This window comes from Pseudomonas sp. WP18, assembly GCF_036689585.1.
Lineage (GTDB): Bacteria > Pseudomonadota > Gammaproteobacteria > Pseudomonadales > Pseudomonadaceae > Aquipseudomonas > Aquipseudomonas chlororaphis_E.
In genome coordinates this window covers 5,369,682-5,386,391 of the sequence record NZ_CP144758.1, presented here as the reverse complement: position 1 = coordinate 5,386,391, position 16,710 = coordinate 5,369,682, and the positions used below count along the sequence as shown (strand labels likewise).

17 protein-coding genes are annotated in these 16,710 nt (G+C 61.3%); 11 read left to right on the top strand and 6 right to left on the bottom strand.

Annotated elements, in window-relative coordinates; all coding sequences use genetic code 11:
- Positions 1 to 29: 29 nt before the first annotated feature.
- Both V5F23_RS23970 and V5F23_RS23965 read right to left on the bottom strand, forming a co-directional pair.
- Positions 30 to 1,883, bottom strand: coding sequence for a DUF4105 domain-containing protein (locus tag V5F23_RS23970; RefSeq protein ID WP_338496798.1), 1,854 nt, complete (start codon positions 1,881 to 1,883; stop codon positions 30 to 32).
- Positions 1,884 to 1,971: 88 nt separating this feature from the next.
- On the bottom strand, positions 1,972 to 2,460 hold the full coding sequence (locus V5F23_RS23965; RefSeq protein ID WP_030140293.1) for a DUF3015 domain-containing protein: 489 nt from the start codon (positions 2,458 to 2,460) through the stop codon (positions 1,972 to 1,974).
- 287 nt (positions 2,461 to 2,747) lie between these two features.
- Here V5F23_RS23965 and V5F23_RS23960 point away from each other — a divergent pair, with 287 nt between their 5' ends.
- The 4 genes from V5F23_RS23960 to V5F23_RS23945 all read left to right on the top strand — a co-directional run bounded on the left by V5F23_RS23960 (position 2,748) and on the right by V5F23_RS23945 (position 7,267).
- On the top strand, positions 2,748 to 5,186 hold the full coding sequence (locus tag V5F23_RS23960) for an ATP-binding protein (protein WP_042731946.1): 2,439 nt from the start codon (positions 2,748 to 2,750) through the stop codon (positions 5,184 to 5,186).
- 310 nt (positions 5,187 to 5,496) lie between these two features.
- A complete protein-coding gene (locus tag V5F23_RS23955) occupies positions 5,497 to 5,838 on the top strand; it encodes a hypothetical protein (RefSeq protein ID WP_042731945.1) in 342 nt (113 codons plus the stop codon).
- Between the two features lie 119 nt (positions 5,839 to 5,957).
- Positions 5,958 to 6,446 (top strand): TIGR00645 family protein, encoded by a 489-nt coding sequence (locus V5F23_RS23950; protein WP_042731944.1) that lies wholly within the window; start codon positions 5,958 to 5,960, stop codon positions 6,444 to 6,446.
- Between the two features lie 203 nt (positions 6,447 to 6,649).
- Positions 6,650 to 7,267 carry an FKBP-type peptidyl-prolyl cis-trans isomerase gene (locus tag V5F23_RS23945; RefSeq protein ID WP_042731943.1) on the top strand — a complete coding sequence of 206 codons (618 nt, stop codon included), beginning with the start codon at positions 6,650 to 6,652 and terminating at the stop codon, positions 7,265 to 7,267.
- Positions 7,268 to 7,398: 131 nt separating this feature from the next.
- On the opposite strand, the gene V5F23_RS23940 is transcribed toward V5F23_RS23945, so the two are convergent.
- The 3 genes from V5F23_RS23940 to V5F23_RS23930 form a co-directional block, all read right to left on the bottom strand.
- Entirely contained in the window at positions 7,399 to 7,656 is a 258-nt protein-coding gene (locus tag V5F23_RS23940) for a hypothetical protein (RefSeq protein ID WP_042731942.1), read from the bottom strand.
- A gap of 204 nt (positions 7,657 to 7,860) precedes the next feature.
- A complete protein-coding gene (locus V5F23_RS23935; RefSeq protein WP_042731941.1) occupies positions 7,861 to 8,202 on the bottom strand; it encodes a zinc ribbon domain-containing protein YjdM in 342 nt (113 codons plus the stop codon).
- Positions 8,203 to 8,334: 132 nt separating this feature from the next.
- Complete coding sequence (locus V5F23_RS23930; RefSeq protein WP_042730794.1) at positions 8,335 to 9,303, bottom strand: polyprenyl synthetase family protein; 969 nt, start codon at positions 9,301 to 9,303, stop codon at positions 8,335 to 8,337.
- A gap of 239 nt (positions 9,304 to 9,542) precedes the next feature.
- On the opposite strand from V5F23_RS23930, the gene rplU reads away from it, so the two are divergent.
- From rplU to V5F23_RS23905, 5 genes are all read left to right on the top strand, one after another.
- The gene (rplU, locus tag V5F23_RS23925) at positions 9,543 to 9,857 is read left to right on the top strand and encodes a 50S ribosomal protein L21 (RefSeq protein WP_003176051.1); all 315 of its coding nucleotides are present in this window, start codon (positions 9,543 to 9,545) and stop codon (positions 9,855 to 9,857) included.
- Positions 9,858 to 9,892: 35 nt separating this feature from the next.
- A complete protein-coding gene (gene rpmA, locus V5F23_RS23920) occupies positions 9,893 to 10,150 on the top strand; it encodes a 50S ribosomal protein L27 (protein WP_003205738.1) in 258 nt (85 codons plus the stop codon).
- A 190-nt stretch (positions 10,151 to 10,340) separates the two neighbouring features.
- Entirely contained in the window at positions 10,341 to 11,564 is a 1,224-nt protein-coding gene (cgtA, locus tag V5F23_RS23915) for an Obg family GTPase CgtA (protein WP_042730793.1), read from the top strand.
- Positions 11,565 to 11,793: 229 nt separating this feature from the next.
- Complete coding sequence (gene proB / locus V5F23_RS23910; RefSeq protein WP_003205734.1) at positions 11,794 to 12,912, top strand: glutamate 5-kinase; 1,119 nt, start codon at positions 11,794 to 11,796, stop codon at positions 12,910 to 12,912.
- 9 nt (positions 12,913 to 12,921) lie between these two features.
- Entirely contained in the window at positions 12,922 to 13,386 is a 465-nt protein-coding gene (locus V5F23_RS23905; protein WP_042730792.1) for a CreA family protein, read from the top strand.
- Positions 13,387 to 13,558: 172 nt separating this feature from the next.
- Here the strand turns inward: V5F23_RS23905 and rpsT are convergent, their stop codons facing one another.
- On the bottom strand, positions 13,559 to 13,837 hold the full coding sequence (rpsT, locus tag V5F23_RS23900) for a 30S ribosomal protein S20 (RefSeq protein ID WP_020798646.1): 279 nt from the start codon (positions 13,835 to 13,837) through the stop codon (positions 13,559 to 13,561).
- Positions 13,838 to 14,091: 254 nt separating this feature from the next.
- Here rpsT and murJ point away from each other — a divergent pair, with 254 nt between their 5' ends.
- Both murJ and ribF read left to right on the top strand, forming a co-directional pair.
- Positions 14,092 to 15,630, top strand: coding sequence for a murein biosynthesis integral membrane protein MurJ (murJ, locus tag V5F23_RS23895; protein ID WP_053144019.1), 1,539 nt, complete (start codon positions 14,092 to 14,094; stop codon positions 15,628 to 15,630).
- Positions 15,631 to 15,759: 129 nt separating this feature from the next.
- Positions 15,760 to 16,698, top strand: a complete 939-nt coding sequence (gene ribF, locus V5F23_RS23890) for a bifunctional riboflavin kinase/FAD synthetase (RefSeq protein WP_042730790.1) — start codon at positions 15,760 to 15,762, stop codon at positions 16,696 to 16,698.
- Positions 16,699 to 16,710: the final 12 nt, after the last annotated feature.

The following is a 16,710-nucleotide window of genomic DNA, read 5'->3' as shown; positions in this document are numbered from 1 at the left end:
CGGGGGCGCTCGATTGACGGCCGTCGGCGTCAGTAGTGGTACCACTTCACCTCGAGCATCACTTCGTTCTCCGGCGAGGCGAGGTGGCTGAATTCACGTTGGGCACTCAGGCGCAGGCCGAGGTTGCGGGACAATTCCCATTGCTGGTTCAGGCTCAGGCTGCGGCGCACTTCGCCGTTGACGAAGTAGTCGCCCTTGGCTTCCAGGCTCAGGTTGCCCAGCGGGTTTTTCCACAGCACGCCGCTGTTGAAGCCGCCGGCCGGGGCGATGAACTCGGCGAAGTCGTTGTTGTGCTCGACCCGCACCGTGCCCAGGGCGAACCCCAGCACATCTTCGCCCAATGCCCAGGTCCCGCCGGCACCGCCGTTGACGTGGCTGACCAGGGTTTCATCGTCGTGCTTGCCCGGCACTCGCTCCAGGCCGCCGGTAACCTGCCAGGACCATGGCTGCAACAACTCGTTGCGCGGCGTCAGAGAGCGAATCGTCGCCAGGTCGAGTTGTTGCACCTGCCAGTCATTGCCTTCGTACTGGCGCAGTTTGAGTTGCAGGATTTCAATCTGGGCCCCCAGCGGGAAGCTCTCGGCGTTGTCGTTGAGGTCGTGATAGGCCATGCGCAAGCCATACTCGCCGAACGCCCGGTCGCCCCGGGTGCCGAGGCCGGCCTGCCAGGTGCGGGATTCATGGCCGTCCTCGGGCAGGCCCGGCTGCGGGATGTCGAGTTCCGGCGCGGGATTCTGGTTGATCGCCCGCAACAATTCGAAGCTGCGCTGGGAGCGCTGTGGGTCGCGCTCCTGGCCGTTGGCGCGGTAGCGCTCCAGGCGGTAGGCCGCATCGACGATCAGCGCCTGGCGGTCCCGTGGCAGCGCCTTGAAGGCGTCGGCTTGCAGTTGTTGCTGGTCGGCGCTGACCTTCAGCACCCATTGTTGTTCGTCATCGCTGAGCGGTTCGGCACGGCTGAGCAGTTCCCGCTCCCGGGACGGTCGGTACTGGATGCTTTCCACCAGGCCGGCGTCCTTCACCGCCTTGACGGTATCGGTGGGGATGGCGGTCAGCGGGAACTGTTCGGTCAGGCGCAGGCTGGGGCGCGCCACCTGCAACAGTTCAAGCAGGCGATAGGAGCAGTTTTCGTCGAAGAAAAAGTAGTCGAACTGGATCTGCTTGAGTTCCCAGACGTGTTCGACCATGCGCTCGGTTTCGACCTGGCTCAGGTTGAGGCGATACTCCCACAGGTCGCGGTTCTCCAGGCTTCGGTACTCGGAAAGTTTTTCCTGGTAGGGCACCAGGGCGAACAGGCCGGGATAGCCCCCCATCAAGCCCTTCCAGGCGTAGAGGATGCTGTTGTCCGAACCTTCGATGTAGGCGCCGAAATTGATCGCGTAGCTGAGCAAGGCGGTCTTGTCGCTTTGCACGTCGGCCTGGTCGATGCGCAGCAGGGTATGGCCGAACATCGAGGACGGGCTGTTGAGGTACGCGGCCGGGAAAATCATCACCGCGCTGTGGGGCGAGACGTCCTTGAACCATTGGTTGAATTCGCTGCAGTCGACGGCGGGCAGGTCCGTCAGCTTGAGCTGCGCCTTGAGCCAGCGCGTGCGCGCCGGGTACACGCATTGGGCGTGCTGCTGGCCGGCACTGGCCGGGCCATACAAGGCTTGCAGCGTGGCGGTCAGTTCACGGTCGGGGTGCTGATTGCCGTCGGGCGCGAGGAAGAATTTCTTGTCGCTGATGTAGCTGCGCCAGCCGCCCAGCTTGGCGGTTTCATAGTGGCCCAGGGAAATCCAGAAGCGGTCATTGGCCAGTTGCTGCAAACGTTGAGGGTCGACATGAGGCGCTGCGGACAGCGGGGCGCACACACAGAGCGCCAGCCAGGCAAAGCGTTTGAGCATAGTCGGCTACTTGGAAAGTCGAAAAAAAAGAGCGCAAGGGGCCCCAGAAAGAAAACCCGCTCCCCGAGAGGAGCGAGTGCGGTCGAGCTTAAGCTTGAGTGGCGTATTTGGCCAGGCGAGGATCGTTCTTCAGGACGGCCAGGGTATTGGTATGCACGTCTTCGGCGGTCACGTCAGCCTTGCTGAAGATCTGCTGGAAGTGCTCGTGGGTAACGGCCGAGAAGTGTGCGCGATCTTCCGGCGCCACGCCCAGTACCACGGCGTAGGTGGTCAGCGCTTCGCCCTGACCCTTGGCCATGTCTTCGGACAGCTCGTTCATCATGCCATTCATGGCCAGCCAGGACTTGCCACCGTAGGTCAGTGCCGCGTTGGTCGAGCAGCCGTTGGTGCCGGAGGTCATGCCGAAGGTGGCGTTACCGGAGGTGCCGTTGGTGGTGGATGCCAGGAAGTGAGCCGGAGTGCCACGCTGACCTTCGAACAGCATGTTGCCCCAACCGCAATCCGGGCCGCCTGGCGCCTGAGCCATGGCGTTGATGGATACAGCGGTGAAGAGAGTACCGAGAAGAATCCGTTTCATAGCTATGTTCTCTTTATGTGCATACCAATGGACAGGGTCTGGCGCCTTTGTGGCTTCAACCACGCGTGCCAGTGGGCCGGTTATTGTTCCAGCCGCGCAATTTGGAGTTTAGGCACGATCCTGGGGTTCCGTGACATTTTGCAAAAACAATCCGTGGGGTCGTGAATGGACCGAGCCCGGGCCGGCGCGCTCGCTCGACTATGCTTTGGCCTGAGGCGCTCCTTGCCAGTCAGGCATGGGCAGCGCCAGAATGCCGCTATCTGCCCCGCCTGATGTAAGGAAGCCCGATGCCTGATCCTGTTGCTGCCAGCTTGCGTCTAGCGCCTGAAGCGCTGACCCGTCCGTTTTCCGCTGAACAGTTCAGCTTCTCTACCACCAATGATCTGGAGCCCTTTCGCGGTGTGCTCGGCCAGGAACGTGCGGTCGAAGCCTTGCAGTTCGGCGTGGCCATGCCGCGCCCCGGTTACAACGTATTCGTCATGGGCGAGCCCGGTACCGGTCGGTTCTCGTTCGTCAAGCGCTACCTCAAGGCCGAGGGCAAGCGCATGCAGACCCCGGCGGACTGGGTCTACGTCAACAATTTCGATGAGCCTCGCGAACCCCGTGCACTGGAGCTGCCATCGGGCACTGCCGGCGCCTTCATCGCCGACATCAACGGCCTGATCGACAACCTGCTGGCGACCTTTCCCGCGGTGTTCGAGCACCCGTCCTACCAACAGAAGAAGAGCGCCATCGATCGCGCCTTCAACCAGCGATACGACCGCGCCCTCGATGTGATCGAGCGCCTGGCGCTGGAAAAGGACGTCGCGCTGTACCGCGACAGCAGCAACATCGCCTTCACGCCGATGAGCGAGGGCAAGGCCCTGGACGAGGCGGAATTCGCCCAGTTGCCGGAAGCCGAGCGCGAGCGTTTCCACGAGGATATCTCCAGCCTGGAAGAGCGCCTGAACGAAGAACTCGCCAGCCTGCCGCAGTGGAAGCGCGAGTCCAACAACCAGTTGCGTCAGCTCAACGAAGAAACCATCACCCTGGCCCTGCAACCGCTGTTGGCGCCGTTGTCGGAAAAGTACGCCGAGAACGCCGCCGTCTGCGGTTATCTGCAAGCCATGCAGGTCAACCTGCTGCGCACGGTGGTCGAGCAACTGGTGGATGACAGCAAGACCGACGCCGTTGCCCGCAAGCTGCTGGAGGAACAATACGCCCCGAGCCTGGTGGTGGGGCATCCGTCCAGCGGCGGTGCGCCGGTGGTGTTCGAGCCGCACCCGACCTACGACAACCTCTTCGGCCGCATTGAATACAGCACCGACCAGGGCGCGCTCTACACCACGTACCGGCAGTTGCGTCCAGGGGCCCTGCACCGGGCCAACGGTGGGTTCCTGATCCTCGAAGCGGAAAAAATGCTTGGCGAACCATTCGTGTGGGATGCGCTCAAGCGCGCCCTGCAGTCGCGCAAGCTGAAAATGGAATCGCCGTTGGGTGAGCTGGGGCGACTGGCCACGGTGACCCTGACGCCGCAGCACATCCCGTTGCAGGTCAAGGTCGTGATCATTGGCGCCCGCCAGCTCTACTACGCCTTGCAGGACCTGGACTCGGACTTCCAGGAAATGTTTCGCGTGCTGGTGGACTTCGACGAAGACATCCCGATGGGCGATGAAAGCCTGGAGCAGTTCGCCCAGTTGCTCAAGACCCGCACCTCGGAGGAGGGCATGGCGCCGTTGACCGCTGATGCGGTGGCTCGCCTGGCGACCTACAGTGCTCGCCTGGCCGAGCACCAGGGGCGTCTGTCGGCGCGTATCGGCGACCTGTTCCAACTGGTCAGCGAAGCGGATTTCATTCGCCAGCTGGCCGGTGACGAAATGACCGATGCCGGCCATATCGAACGCGCACTGAAAGCCAAGGCCACCCGCACCGGACGCGTCTCGGCGCGGATCCTCGACGACATGCTGGCGGGGATCATCCTGATCGACACCGACGGCGCCGCCGTGGGCAAGTGCAACGGTCTGACGGTGCTGGAGGTCGGTGATTCGGCGTTTGGCGTGCCGGCACGGATCTCCGCCACGGTGTACCCGGGCGGCAGCGGCATCGTCGACATCGAGCGCGAGGTCAACCTCGGCCAACCGATCCACTCCAAGGGCGTGATGATCCTCACCGGTTACCTGGGCAGCCGTTATGCCCAGGAATTCCCGCTGGCGATCTCGGCCAGTATCGCCCTGGAGCAATCCTACGGTTACGTGGACGGCGACAGCGCCTCGCTGGGTGAGGCGTGCACGCTGATTTCGGCCCTGTCGAAGACGCCGTTGAAGCAATGCTTCGCCATCACCGGCTCGATCAACCAGTTTGGCGAAGTGCAGGCGGTGGGCGGGGTCAACGAGAAGATCGAAGGCTTCTTCCGCCTCTGCGAAGCCCGCGGGCTGACGGGCGAGCAGGGGGCGATCATCCCCCAGGCCAACGTCGCGACGCTGATGCTCGATGAGCGGGTGCTGGCCGCCGTGCGCGCCGGGCAATTCCACGTCTATGCGGTCCGCCAGGCCGACGAGGCGTTGAGCCTGCTGGTGGGTGAGCCGGCCGGTGAGCCCGATGAGAACGGCGAGTTTCCGGAGGGCAGCGTCAACGCCCGGGTGGTGGAGCGCCTGCGGGTCATCGCCGAAATGATCAGCGAAGACGACATCAAGGAAGCGGAAAAGGAACTGGCCCAGCAGGCCCTGGCGGAGGCCAAGCCGGTTTGATGTTCTTGTAAACCCTGTGGGAGCGGGCTTGCTCGCGAAAGCGGTTTGCCAGCTGGCATAGTCGTCAGCTGACACATTGCTTTCGCGAGCAAGCCCGCTCCCACAATAGGTTTTGCAGTGATTTCCTGTTAGTAATGCCACCACTTTGGCGTCAATATTCACACTGTGACCGCTCGGCGTATTCTGGTCTCGAAACCCTTTGCGCCCGGAACTTTTCTTCTATCCTCAGCTCAAGGATAACGAGAGCCATCATTGGATCGAAACAGCCCCCTCCTGGGACTGAATACCGGATCTACCGAGGGGCGCCGCCATGTCGCGCAACCTTTGTCTCACTCGTCAATGCCTGGGCCTTGTGACCCGTATCGAATGCGCCATCCGCCCACTGGCGGGAGATACCGGTATGTGGACCTTGCTCTTTGCCGCCGGAATGGCCGGTGAACAACCTTCCGCCATCAAGGCCCAGGGCCCATTTGCCGGCCCGAACGCCGCCGAAACCATCCTCGATACCATCGTCCAGAGCCTGACGTTGCACGGCTATGAGCTGGCCAACGACCCACAGATCTGGTGCCTGCACATGCAGGCCCAACTGCGTGAGATCAATGGCGGGCGGTGTCGCAACGTGGGCGGCTTCGAGTATCGCCCGCTGCATTGAGCGTTTCCATCACGCAGCTCTTGGCTGTTGCGCCGGGTCCAGGGATGTGGCCTGGCGTTTGTAGGGCCGCTCGTGGCTGATATACTCGCCGCGATTTTTCAGCCCTGGTGTGAGACTCAATGGAACGCTTTATCGAAAATGCAATGTACGCCTCCCGTTGGTTGCTGGCGCCGATCTACTTCGGGCTGTCCCTGGGCTTGCTGGCACTGGCACTGAAATTTTTCCAGGAAGTCTTCCACGTTATCCCCAACGTGTTTTCCATGGCCGAGTCCGACCTGATCCTGGTGTTGCTGTCGCTGATCGACATGGCGCTGGTGGGCGGGCTGCTGGTGATGGTGATGATTTCCGGCTACGAAAACTTCGTCTCGCAACTGGACATCGACTCCGACAAGGAAAAGCTCAACTGGCTCGGCACCATGGACTCTTCCTCGCTGAAGATGAAAGTGGCTGCCTCGATCGTGGCGATTTCCTCCATCCACCTGCTGCGCATCTTCATGGACGCCAAGAACGTCGATCCCGAGCACCTGATGTGGTACGTGATCATCCACATGACCTTCGTGGTCTCGGCGTTTGCCATGGGTTACCTGGATAAACTGACCAAGCACTGAGGCGCGTCCCGCGTGCTGGTGCAACGCCCACCTGTTGAGAAGCCGGTGGGCGTTGTCGTTTCTGGCGGCGTGCTTTGGCGCGGGTGTTGGTCATCCGCCCCGGCATCTGTGCTAGTCTGCTCGCCCTTTTGGTTCCGGGCGCTCCGGGAAGCGCCGTGTCATCCATGGCCATTCCCGGGCCGTCCGCACAGCGGAGCAGCACCATGTCCGAAGTTAACCTGTCCACCGACGAAACCCGCGTCAGCTACGGCATTGGCCGTCAGTTGGGCGACCAACTGCGCGACAACCCGCCACCGGGCGTCAGCCTGGACGCGATCCTGGCTGGCCTGACCGACGCCTTCGCCGGCAAGCCAAGCCGCGTGGGCCAGGAAGAGATGTCCGCCAGCTTCAAGGTCATCCGCGAAATCATGCAAGCCGAAGCGGCTGCCAAGGCTGAAGCCGCGGCGGGCGAAGGACGTGCATTCCTGGCCGAAAACGCCAAGCGCGAAGGCATCACCACCCTGGCATCGGGCCTGCAGTTTGAAGTGTTGACCCAGGGCGAAGGCGCCAAGCCGACCCGTGAAGACCAGGTGCGTACCCACTACCACGGCACCCTGATCGATGGCACGGTGTTCGACAGCTCCTACGATCGTGGCCAGCCTGCCGAATTCCCGGTCGGCGGCGTGATCCCAGGCTGGACCGAAGCGTTGCAACTGATGAACGCCGGCAGCAAATGGCGCCTGTACGTGCCGAGCGAACTGGCTTACGGCGCTCAAGGCGTTGGCAGCATTCCGCCGCACAGCGTACTGGTGTTCGACGTCGAGTTGCTGGACGTCCTGTAAGACCCTGCCCGGTTTAACAGTGGGCAAAATGAGGGAGCGAGCTTGCTCGCGAAAGCGGACTTTCAGTCGACCTATCAGCTAACTGATGTACCGCCTTCGCAAGCAAGCCCGCTCCCACATTGTCTTCATGCTCATCCGTGAAACCTGCCATTGAAATCGCCAGTCGGGCGCAATGCCCTGGCGTAGCAGAATAGGAACAGGTTGCGCACCAGCTCCTTGAGCACCAGCGGCTCGCTGGAATTGAGGCTGTTGAGGTCCAGATCACCCTGGTCCTGCAGCTCGCTCAAGGCTTCTTCCTCAAGCACTGCGCAGACTTCCCCGGTTTCCCGATGCAGGATCCTGAGGTAGGGGTGCGGGCGATCCAGCCAGGCGTCGATCAAATAAGTCATGGTTCTCATCTCCTTGATGGGTTTCGATGAGAATAATTCTTATTCGCTAAATAGCAAGTCTCTATTGGTGTTCCGATTTGTTTTCTGACGACGGGCGGTCGATGTTCAGGACAGCTGGCAATGGGCTGGTACGTGCAAGGCGGGGTGGGATCGGGGAGGTGGGGGCACCATCCCACGGCAGGCGCGGGATGGCGTACGGCAGATTCAGACTTTTCTGACGAACTCGGATTTGAGTTTCATTGGGCCGATGCCGTCGATCTTGCAGTCGATGTCATGGTCGCCTTCACACAGGCGGATGTTCTTGACCTTGGTGCCGACCTTGACCACCAGCGAGGTGCCCTTGACCTTGAGGTCTTTGATCACGGTGATGGTGTCGCCGTCCTGCAGGACGTTACCGACCGAATCCTTCTTCACCGTGGTGTCGGAGGCCGTCTCGACCTCGCCGCTGGCGGACCATTCGTGGGCACACTCAGGGCAGACCAGTTGAGTACCGTCTTCGTAGGTGTATTCGGAATTGCATTTCGGGCAGGGAGGCAACGTGCTCACTAGGGTTCCTTGGTATCAGGAGGACAAAAGGGCGCACATTGTATAGGGTTTTGCCGCTGGAAGGGCGATGCGGGGCTTTTGTGGTGAGGGAGCAGGCTTCCTCACCACAAAAGCTCTTTGCGATCTATGTGATCAGTGAGTACGCGCCACCGCAAACTCGCTCAGTTCCACCAGCGCATCGCGGTATTCGCTGGAGGGCAGGGCATCGAGGCACTTGATCGCGCGGGCGACGTAGTCACGGGCCAGTTTCGCGGTGTAGTCCAGCGAGCCGGAGGCTTCAACCGCTGCCCGAATGCTTTCCAGGTCTTCGATCCCGCCTTTCTGGATCGCCTGGCGCACCAGCGCCGCCTGTTCGGGTGTGCCTTCGCGCATGGTGTAGATCAGTGGCAGGGTCGGCTTGCCCTCGGCGAGATCGTCACCGACGTTCTTGCCCAGGGTTTCGGCGTCGCCCTTGTAGTCCAGCAGGTCGTCCACCAACTGGAATGCCACGCCCAGGTGGTCGCCAAAGGTGCGCAGCGCTTCGCTCTGTTCGGCGCTGGCGCCGGCCAGGGCGGCGGCACTGTGGGTCGAGGCCTCGAAGAGCATCGCGGTCTTGCCGCGGATGACCTCCATGTAGGTTTCTTCCGTGGTGCTGGCGTCGCGTACCTTGGACAGTTGCAGCACTTCGCCTTCGGCGATGATGCGCGTGGCCTGGGACAGGATCTTCATCACCGGCATCGAGCCCAGTTCGACCATCATTTCGAACGAGCGCGAGTACAGGAAGTCGCCTACCAGCACGCTGGGGGCGTTGCCCCACATGGCGTTGGCAGTCGAGCGGCCGCGGCGCATGCCGGACATGTCGACCACGTCGTCATGCAGCAGGGTGGCGGTGTGCAGGAATTCGATGGTGGCGGCCAGCAGGCGCATATCGTCGCCTTCGCGGCCCAGGGCCTTGCCACACAAAAGCACCAATAAAGGACGCAGGCGCTTGCCACCGGCTGAAGTGATGTAATCGCCGATTTTCGATACCAGAGGCACTCGGGAAGTCAGCTGCTTCTTGATGATGCCGTCGACGGCGCTAAAATCGTCCGCCACCGCGCGGTAGAAAGCTTGGGGTTGCATCAGCGACAGGTGCTCCAGAAGGGTTGCGCGGCATGCTAGGACCCACATCCGCAGGTGTCAAGGCGCGATGGACGGCTACTTGCAAGCCTGGAACAGCTTGCGTACAATCGCGCACCCTGAACTTCCTGGGCAGCACCTGCCTTACGCAATTGCATCCGGGCCTTCCAGCCCATGCAGCCATGCCAGCCAATACCTCTTCTTATAAAGCGCTGGGTGAGCAGGATTATCGGAGAAATACCATGTCGTATGCAGTAATCGTTACTGGTGGCAAGCAATACAAGGTCGCCCCAGGTGAATACCTGAAGATCGAAAAACTGGAAATCGCTACCGGCGAATCCGTGACTTTTGATCGCGTTCTGTTGGTCGCCAATGGCGATGACGTGAATATCGGTGCTCCAGTTGTTGCTGGCGCGACCGTTGTGGCTGAAGTGATCTCCCAAGGTCGTCACGATAAAGTCCGCATCATCAAGTTCCGTCGTCGTAAGCACCACATGAAGCGTATGGGCCACCGCCAGTGGTACACCGAGATCAAAATCACCGGTATTCAGGCTTAATTTCAGCCTAATTCCTCACTAGGAGAATTGAACTCATGGCACACAAAAAAGCTGGTGGTAGTACCCGTAACGGTCGCGACTCAGAAGCCAAACGCCTTGGCGTGAAGATGTATGGCGGCCAGGCTATCAAAGCAGGCAACATCATCGTGCGTCAGCGCGGCACCCAATTCCACGCTGGCTACGGCGTGGGCATGGGTAAAGATCACACCCTCTTCGCTAAAGTCGAAGGCGTGATCAAGTTTGAAGTAAAAGGCGCCTTCGGTCGTCGTTACGTAAGCGTTATCGCAGCTTAATTGCGAGACCGCTGGAGAAGCCCTGTCTTGCGACGGGGCTTTTTCGTTTGTGGGGTGAGTCTCTTGCAAAGCTGTTTGTGTGGGCTGGTGGCGCCGCAACCGGGCGCTTGATCGGGTCGCAGCGTGCATTTTTGCAAGAGTCTTATGTCTTGTTTTTTTCGGCTCGTCCGTATGGCGAGAGGCGTGTGTCATGAAGTTTGTTGATGAAGTATCGATTCGAGTAAAGGCCGGCGACGGCGGCAATGGCTGCATGAGTTTCCGTCGGGAAAAATTCATTGAAAACGGCGGCCCGAACGGTGGTGACGGCGGCGACGGCGGCTCGATCTTCATGCTCGCCGACGAAAACCTCAACACCCTGGTGGACTACCGCTACACCCGGCACTTCGATGCCGAGCGTGGCTCCAACGGCGGCAGCACCGACTGCACCGGCAAAAAGGGCGAAGACCTGATCCTGCGCGTTCCGGTCGGCACCACGGTGATCGACTCCGCGACTCAGGAAGTGATCGGCGACCTGACCAAGCCGGGCCAGCGACTGCTGGTGGCTCATGGCGGCTGGCACGGCCTTGGGAATACGCGTTTCAAATCCAGTACCAACCGCGCGCCGCGCCAGACCACGCCAGGCAAGCCGGGCGAGCAGCGTGACCTGAAGCTGGAAATGAAGGTGTTGGCCGATGTGGGCCTGCTGGGCCTGCCGAACGCTGGCAAAAGTACCTTCATTCGCTCCGTGTCGGCAGCCAAGCCGAAAGTCGCCGACTACCCGTTCACCACTCTGGTGCCGAACCTGGGCGTGGTCAGCGTCGATCGCTGGAAAAGCTTCGTGGTCGCGGACATTCCGGGCCTGATCGAAGGGGCTTCCGATGGCGCTGGCCTGGGCATTCGCTTCCTTAAGCACTTGTCTCGTACCCGTCTGCTGCTGCACCTCGTGGACATGGCGCCGCTGGATGAAACCAGTGCCGCCGATGCGGCCGAAGTCATTGTCAGTGAGCTGACCAAGTTCAGTCCGGCCCTGGCTGAGCGTGATCGTTGGCTGGTGCTGAACAAGTGCGACCAGATCCTCGAGGAAGAGCATGAAGAGCGGGTCAAGGAAATCGTCGAGCGCCTGGAGTGGGAAGGTCCGGTCTACGTGATCTCGGCCATTGCCAAAGAAGGCACAGAGCGCCTGTGTCACGACATCATGCGTTACCTAGAAGATCGCGCCGATCGCCTGGCCAACGACCCAGCCTACAAGGAAGAGCTGGCCGAGCTCGACCAGCGTATCGAAGACGAAGCTCGTGCCCAGTTGCAGGCCCTGGATGACCAGCGTGCCCTGCGTCGCAGTGGTGTCAAGTCGGTCCATGACATCGGTGACGACGATTGGGATGAGGAAGATGTGGATGACGAAGACGGTCCGGAAATCATCTACGTTCGCGACTGATCTTGTGCTGATATCACTCAACTGAAACCAGGGCCTGCAGGAGTCCTGTGGGAGCGAACTTGCTCGCTCCCACAGGTTCAAGTGTTTCAGTGCGGTGTTATCATCGCCGGCAAGCCGGTTTCCTAGGCGCCGCTCATTCGAGCGGCGTTTTGGTATCTGTAGAACGCAAATACGAATAATCCCATGGGCGGCGCTGGGTCGCGCCGTCCGCTGGCAAAGGTTGAAGATGATGCGGAGCAAGGTGACGGGTGCGCAGCGCTGGGTCGTGAAGATCGGCAGCGCACTGCTGACGGCGGATGGCAAGGGGCTGGATCGCCAGGCCATGGCGGTGTGGGTCGAGCAGATGGTGGCCCTGCATGAGGCTGGCGTCGAACTGGTGTTGGTTTCTTCCGGTGCCGTGGCGGCCGGCATGAGCCGTTTGGGCTGGACGTCGCGACCCAGTGCGATGCACGAATTGCAAGCCGCTGCCGCCATCGGCCAGATGGGCCTGGTGCAGGCTTGGGAGTCGAGCTTTGCCGAGCACGGTCGCCACACGGCGCAGATCCTGCTGACCCATGACGACCTGTCGGACCGCAAGCGCTACCTCAATGCCCGCAGCACCTTGCGCGCGCTGGTGGAGTTGAAGGTCATCCCGGTGATCAACGAGAACGACACAGTGGTCACCGACGAGATCCGTTTCGGCGACAACGACACCTTGGCCGCGTTGGTGGCGAACCTGGTGGAGGCGGACCTGCTGGTGATCCTCACCGACCGTGACGGCATGTTCGATGCCGACCCGCGCAACAATCCCGATGCCAAGCTGATCTACGAAGCCCGGGCCGATGATCCGGCGCTGGATGCGGTGGCGGGTGGTACGGGGGGCGCGCTGGGGCGTGGTGGCATGCAGACCAAGCTGCGTGCCGCGCGGCTGGCGGCGCGTTCGGGGGCTCATACCATCATCGTTGGTGGGCGGCTGGAGCGGGTGCTGGATCGCCTGAAAGCCGGCGAGCGTATCGGCACCTTGCTTTCCCCTGAGCGCGGCATGCTGGCGGCGCGCAAGCAGTGGCTGGCCGGGCACCTGCAGACCCGTGGCACCCTGGTGCTGGACGCGGGCGCCGTCGCGGCGCTGTCCCAGGGCAACAAAAGCTTGCTGCCAGTGGGTGTGAAGCTGGTCCAAGGCAGTTTCCGGCGTGGCGAAATGGTCGTGTGCGTGGCGCCGGACGGTCGCGAGATCGCCCGTGGCCTGGCCAACTACAGTGCGCTGGAAGCCCAGAAAATCATCGGCCAGTCGTCCGATGCAATCGTTGGTCTGTTGGGGTACATGGCGGAGCCTGAGCTGGTTCACCGTGACAACCTGATCCTCGTCTAAGGAAAAATCATGGGTTTGGCAAAAGGATTGATCGGCTTGCTGCTGGCGGTGCCGCTGTTGGCTTCGGCCGAGGAGATCGGCCAGGTATCCACCGTGTTCAAGTTTGTCGGGCCGAACGACCGGATCGTGGTCGAGGCGTTCGACGACCCCAAGGTCGAAGGCGTGACCTGCTACCTGTCGCGGGCCAAGACTGGTGGCGTGAAAGGTGGCCTGGGCCTGGCCGAAGACCGTGCCGAGGCCTCCATTGCTTGTCGCCAGGTGGGGCCGATCAGCTTCAAGGGCGAGCTCAAGGACGGCGATGAGGTGTTCAGGGAGCGCACTTCGCTGGTGTTCAAGACCATGCAGGTGGTGCGTTTCCTCGACAAGAAGCGCAACACGCTGGTGTATCTGGTCTACAGCGATCGCGTGATAGAGGGCAGCCCGCAGAACGCGGTGACGGCGATCCCGATCCTGCCGTGGGCTCGTACTCAATAATCGACACATAGCCCTGTGGGAGCGAGCTTGCTCGCGATGGCGGTGCGTCAGTAACAACGATTTGTCTGATGCTCCGCCATCGCGAGCAAGCTCGCTCCCACAATGTTCTGAATGAAGAGTTGCAGGCAATAAAAAACCGACCCTGAGGTCGGTTTTTTAATGAGCGCGTCGCTTAGGCAGCAGCGGCAACGTTCAGGGCCTTTACGTGGCCATTCAGGCGGCTCTTATGGCGAGCAGCCTTGTTCTTGTGGATGATGCCTTTATCGGCCATGCGGTCGATAACTGGCACAGCCAGAACGTAAGCAGCTTGAGCTTTTTCAGCGTCTTTTGCGTCGATGGCCTTAACTACATTCTTGATGTAGGTACGGACCATGGAACGCAGGCTGGCGTTGTGGCTGCGACGCTTCTCAGCCTGTTTTGCACGTTTTTTGGCGGAAGGTGAGTTGGCCACCGTCGAGCTCCTCGAAAGACTTTTTAGGAAATAGCAAACAAAATAGGCCGCGAATCATGCCGATGAGTTGAGGTCTTGTCAAGGGCGGGTGACACGTTCCGCTGAATGGCAGGTGCTACGCACCGGGTGATTTCTTTCCGGCGTGCGACCTGTAAACTCGCGGGCTTTGGCGCTGTGCTGTTTAGCGGCGCGGAGTATCGCACAAGTGGGCGCGTTGTTCGCCTGCTGTTTATCGACAGGCAAAAACTCTTTTCATGAATCTGCTCAAATCGTTGGCTGCCGTCAGCTCTATCACGATGCTTTCCCGTGTCCTGGGGTTTGTTCGCGATACGCTGATCGCGCGCATTTTCGGGGCCGGAATGGCCACCGACGCCTTTTTCATCGCCTTCAAGCTGCCCAACCTGCTGCGGCGGATCTTCGCCGAGGGCGCGTTCTCCCAGGCGTTCGTGCCGATCCTGGCGGAATACAAGAGCCAGAAAGGCGACGAAGCGACCCGCACATTCATTGCCTATGTCACTGGCCTGCTGACCTTGGTGCTGGCGCTGGTCACCGCCGCCGGCATGCTCGCCGCCCCCTGGGTCATCTGGGCCACGGCGCCGGGGTTTACCGACACCCCGGAGAAATTCCAGCTCACCTCCGACCTGTTGCGGGTGACCTTCCCTTATATATTGCTGATTTCCCTGTCGTCCCTGGCCGGCGCGATCCTCAATACCTGGAACCGTTTTTCCGTCCCGGCCTTCGTGCCGACCTTGCTCAACGTCAGCATGATCGTGTTCGCGCTGTTCCTGACACCGTATTTCGACCCGCCGGTGATGGCCCTCGGTTGGGCGGTGCTGGTGGGCGGCCTGGCGCAGTTGCTGTACCAACTGCCTCACCTGAAAAAGATCGGCATGTTGGTGCTGCCCCGGCTGAACCTGCGTGACAGCGGCGTGTGGCGGGTGATGAAACAGATGCTGCCGGCAATCCTCGGCGTGTCGGTGAGTCAGATTTCCCTGATCATCAACACGATTTTCGCCTCGTTCCTAGTGGCTGGTTCCGTGTCCTGGATGTACTACGCCGACCGTCTGATGGAGCTGCCGTCCGGTGTGTTGGGCGTGGCCTTGGGCACCATCCTGCTGCCGACCCTCGCCAAGACCTACGCCAACCAGGACCGCCAGGAGTATTCGCGCATCCTCGATTGGGGCCTGCGGCTGTGCTTCGTGCTGGTGCTGCCTTGTGCCCTGGCGCTGGGTATCCTCGCCGAGCCGTTGACGGTTTCGTTGTTCCAGTACGGCCAGTTCAATGCCTTCGACGCCGTCATGACCCAGCGGGCGCTGATCGCCTATTCGGTGGGCCTGCTCGGGATCATCGTGATCAAGGTGCTGGCGCCGGGGTTCTACGCTCAGCAGAACATTCGCACGCCGGTAAAGATCGCCGTGTTCACCCTGGTGATGACGCAGTTGTTCAACCTCCTGCTCATCGGTCCACTGGCCCACGCCGGGCTGGCCTTGGCGATCAGTGCCGGTGCCTGTCTCAATGCCGGGCTGCTGTTCTATCAGTTGCGCAAGCAGAAGATGTATCAGCCCCAGCCGGGCTGGGGCCGGTTTGGCCTCAAGTTGCTGGTCGCCGTGGCGGTGATGTCGGCGGTCCTGCTGGGGGCGCTGCACTTCATGCCGGCCTGGAGCGAAGGGCAGATGCTCGAACGTTTCCTGCGCCTGGGCGTGCTGGTTGTCGCGGGCGTGGTGGCGTATTTCGGCATGTTGCTGCTGATGGGATTCCGCCTGCGGGACTTCAATCGCAAGGCCTTGGGCTGAGGGCGGGGCCTCGATCAACCCGGACCGGGCAGTGGTTTTGTCGGTTCGAGCACTTTGGGTTACGGTGTTGCCTGTCGTCGGCCGCCGGGTGTGGTTATAATCGGCCACTTTATGAGCAAGAAGCGCGTTATGCAGCTGGTTCGAGGCCTCCACAACCTGCGCCCCCAGCATCGGGGCTGTGTCGCCACTATTGGCAACTTTGACGGTGTCCACCGTGGCCACCAGGCTATCCTGGCGCGGCTGCGTGAGCGTGCGCTGGAATTGGGCGTGCCCAGCTGCGTGGTCATCTTCGAGCCGCAGCCGCGGGAGTTTTTTGCCCCGGACACCGCGCCGGCCCGTCTGGCCCGGCTGCGGGACAAGTTGCAACTGCTTGCCAGCGAAGGCGTCGACCGGGTCTTGTGCCTGGCCTTCAACCAACGCCTGAGCAAGCTCAGTGCCGCCGAGTTCGTCGAGACCATCCTGGTGGACGGTCTCGACGTGAAACACCTGGAAGTGGGTGATGATTTCCGCTTCGGCTGCGACCGTTCCGGGGATTTCGAATACCTGCAACAGTCCGGCAGCGTCCATGGTTTTACCGTCGAAGCCGCGCAGACCGTCGAACTGGACGGCTTGCGCGTGAGCAGTACCCAGGTCCGCAATGCCCTGGCCGCTGCCGACTTCGAACTGGCCGAGCGCTTGCTCGGCCGTCCGTACCGGATTGCCGGGCGGATCCTGCATGGGCAGAAACTGGCGCGTCAATTGGGCACGCCGACGGCCAACGTGCAACTCAAGCGCCGTCGCGTGCCGCTGACCGGGGTGTTCCTGGTCAGCGTCGAGATCGACGGCAAGGCCTGGCCCGGTGTCGCCAATATCGGCGTACGGCCCACGGTCCAGGGGGATGGCAAAGCCCACCTCGAAGTACATGTTCTGGATTTTGCCGGCGATCTGTATGACCGGCGTTTGACGGTGGTTTTCCACCAGAAGCTGCGTGAAGAGCAGCGTTTTGCCTCCCTGGAGGCGCTCAAGACGGCGATCCATGCAGATATCGCCGCCGCCCGTGCCCTTGTCGCAACCAGCGCCAATCGCTAATGAAGAGCCTTA

Bases quoted from the DNA above. Each gene is read 5' to 3' on its own strand.
- V5F23_RS23950 (WP_042731944.1), top strand. From the start codon at position 5,958: ATGGAACGCTTTATCGAAAATGCAATGTACGCCTCCCGTTGGTTGCTG.
- V5F23_RS23965 (WP_030140293.1), bottom strand. From the start codon at position 2,460: ATGAAACGGATTCTTCTCGGTACTCTCTTCACCGCTGTATCCATCAAC.
- proB (WP_003205734.1), top strand. From the start codon at position 11,794: ATGCGGAGCAAGGTGACGGGTGCGCAGCGCTGGGTCGTGAAGATCGGC.
- V5F23_RS23960 (WP_042731946.1), top strand. From the start codon at position 2,748: ATGCCTGATCCTGTTGCTGCCAGCTTGCGTCTAGCGCCTGAAGCGCTG.
- V5F23_RS23955 (WP_042731945.1), top strand. From the start codon at position 5,497: ATGTCGCGCAACCTTTGTCTCACTCGTCAATGCCTGGGCCTTGTGACC.
- murJ (WP_053144019.1), top strand. From the start codon at position 14,092: ATGAATCTGCTCAAATCGTTGGCTGCCGTCAGCTCTATCACGATGCTT.
- rpmA (WP_003205738.1), top strand. From the start codon at position 9,893: ATGGCACACAAAAAAGCTGGTGGTAGTACCCGTAACGGTCGCGACTCA.
- ribF (WP_042730790.1), top strand. From the start codon at position 15,760: ATGCAGCTGGTTCGAGGCCTCCACAACCTGCGCCCCCAGCATCGGGGC.
- V5F23_RS23905 (WP_042730792.1), top strand. From the start codon at position 12,922: ATGGGTTTGGCAAAAGGATTGATCGGCTTGCTGCTGGCGGTGCCGCTG.
- V5F23_RS23970 (WP_338496798.1), bottom strand. From the start codon at position 1,883: ATGCTCAAACGCTTTGCCTGGCTGGCGCTCTGTGTGTGCGCCCCGCTG.
- rplU (WP_003176051.1), top strand. From the start codon at position 9,543: ATGTCGTATGCAGTAATCGTTACTGGTGGCAAGCAATACAAGGTCGCC.
- cgtA (WP_042730793.1), top strand. From the start codon at position 10,341: ATGAAGTTTGTTGATGAAGTATCGATTCGAGTAAAGGCCGGCGACGGC.
- V5F23_RS23945 (WP_042731943.1), top strand. From the start codon at position 6,650: ATGTCCGAAGTTAACCTGTCCACCGACGAAACCCGCGTCAGCTACGGC.
- V5F23_RS23940 (WP_042731942.1), bottom strand. From the start codon at position 7,656: ATGACTTATTTGATCGACGCCTGGCTGGATCGCCCGCACCCCTACCTC.
- V5F23_RS23930 (WP_042730794.1), bottom strand. From the start codon at position 9,303: ATGCAACCCCAAGCTTTCTACCGCGCGGTGGCGGACGATTTTAGCGCC.